The sequence below is a fragment of the Polynucleobacter sp. 35-46-11 genome, assembly GCF_002281105.1.
Genome location: NZ_NCFJ01000551.1, coordinates 1 through 1,591, shown reverse-complemented (window position 1 = coordinate 1,591; position 1,591 = coordinate 1). Strand labels below are relative to the sequence as shown.

1 protein-coding gene is annotated in these 1,591 nt (G+C 47.0%); it reads left to right on the top strand.

The window, feature by feature from the left end; translation table 11 throughout:
* A partial coding sequence (locus B7Y67_RS17495; protein ID WP_293599721.1) for an isoleucine--tRNA ligase occupies positions 1-1,591 on the top strand: 1,591 nt, incomplete at both ends.

Sequence of the window (1,591 nt, the reverse complement as noted above, 5' to 3'; positions counted from 1 at the left end):
ACCCCGTCAATCTTCTAGAGACCTCATTCCCGATGCGGGGAGACCTACCGAAGCGTGAGCCTCAATGGGTTGCTCAGTGGCAGAAAAATAAACTCTACGAAAAGATTCGTACAGCACATGCCAATCAACCAAAATTTATTTTGCATGATGGTCCTCCCTATGCAAACGGTGATATTCATATTGGTCACGCAGTAAATAAGATCCTCAAGGACATGATCGTGAAGTCTCGCTGGTTAATGGGCTTCGACTCTGCATACGTCCCAGGCTGGGATTGCCATGGCATGCCGATTGAGATTCAGATTGAAAAAGAGTTTGGTAAAAATTTACCGACTGCCGAAGTTCAATCGAAGGCCCGTGCTTACGCCAAGGTACAAGTGGATAAGCAGAAAAAAGATTTTGAACGTTTGGGTGTTTTGGGTGATTGGAACAACCCCTACCTCACCATGAACTACCGCAATGAGGCCGATGAAATTCGTGCACTTGGGAAGATCTGGGAAAAGGGTTATGTCTTCCGTGGTCTCAAGCCAGTGAACTGGTGCTTTGACTGCGGCTCTGCACTAGCTGAAGCTGAAGTGGAATACCAAGATAAGACTGATCCAACGGTAGATGTTGGCTTTGCTTTTGATGATGCACAGCGTCCACAGCTTGCAAAAGTGTTTGGCCTACCTGAGATTCCAGCCAAGCCTGGAATGATTGTGATTTGGACCACAACACCTTGGACCATCCCATCTAACCAAGCCTTGAATGTTCACCCGGAACTTACTTACGCCTTAGTCGATACAGGCGATAAGCTGCTCATCTTGGCAAAGGATCGCGTAGAAACTTGCCTCGAAGATTTTGGCCTTGAAGGTAAAGTCATGGCAACTTGTTTAGGTAGTCAATTAGCCAACATCTCGTTCTGGCATCCGCTCGCTCCATTGCATGAGGGATACAAACGCCTCTCACCAATCTACCCAGCTGAATACGTCACACTCGATACTGGTACTGGTGTTGTGCACTCTGCACCAGCTTATGGTGAGGAAGACTTTAAATCATGCAAAGCAAATAAATTAGCGGATAAAGATATCTTGAACCCAGTCATGGGTAACGGTGTGTATGCCTCTTGGTTGCCACTCTTTGCTAATGAATACATTTGGAAAGCAAATCCGAAGATTGTGGAAGCCATGCGTGAAGCAGGCAGCCTCTTGCGAGATAAAACCTATACCCACTCTTACATGCACTGCTGGCGTCACAAGTCGCCGATTATTTATCGTGCAACCTCGCAGTGGTTTGCAAGCATGGATAAGAAACCATCTGATGGCAAAGCAAGTTTGCGAGAGGCAGCATTAACTGGCATTGAAAATACTGAGTTCTTCCCGGCTTGGGGTAAGCAGCGCCTCAAGAGCATGATTGCCAACCGTCCAGACTGGACCTTGTCACGTCAGCGTCAATGGGGCGTACCTATGGCTTTCTTTGTTCATAAAGAAAGTGGTGAGCCACATCCACGTACGGTTGAATTACTCGAAGAGATTGCAAAGCGAGTTGAAAAAGAAGGTATTGAAGCTTGGCAAAAACTTGAGGTGGCTGAACTGCTTGGTGAAGAAGCGGCTCA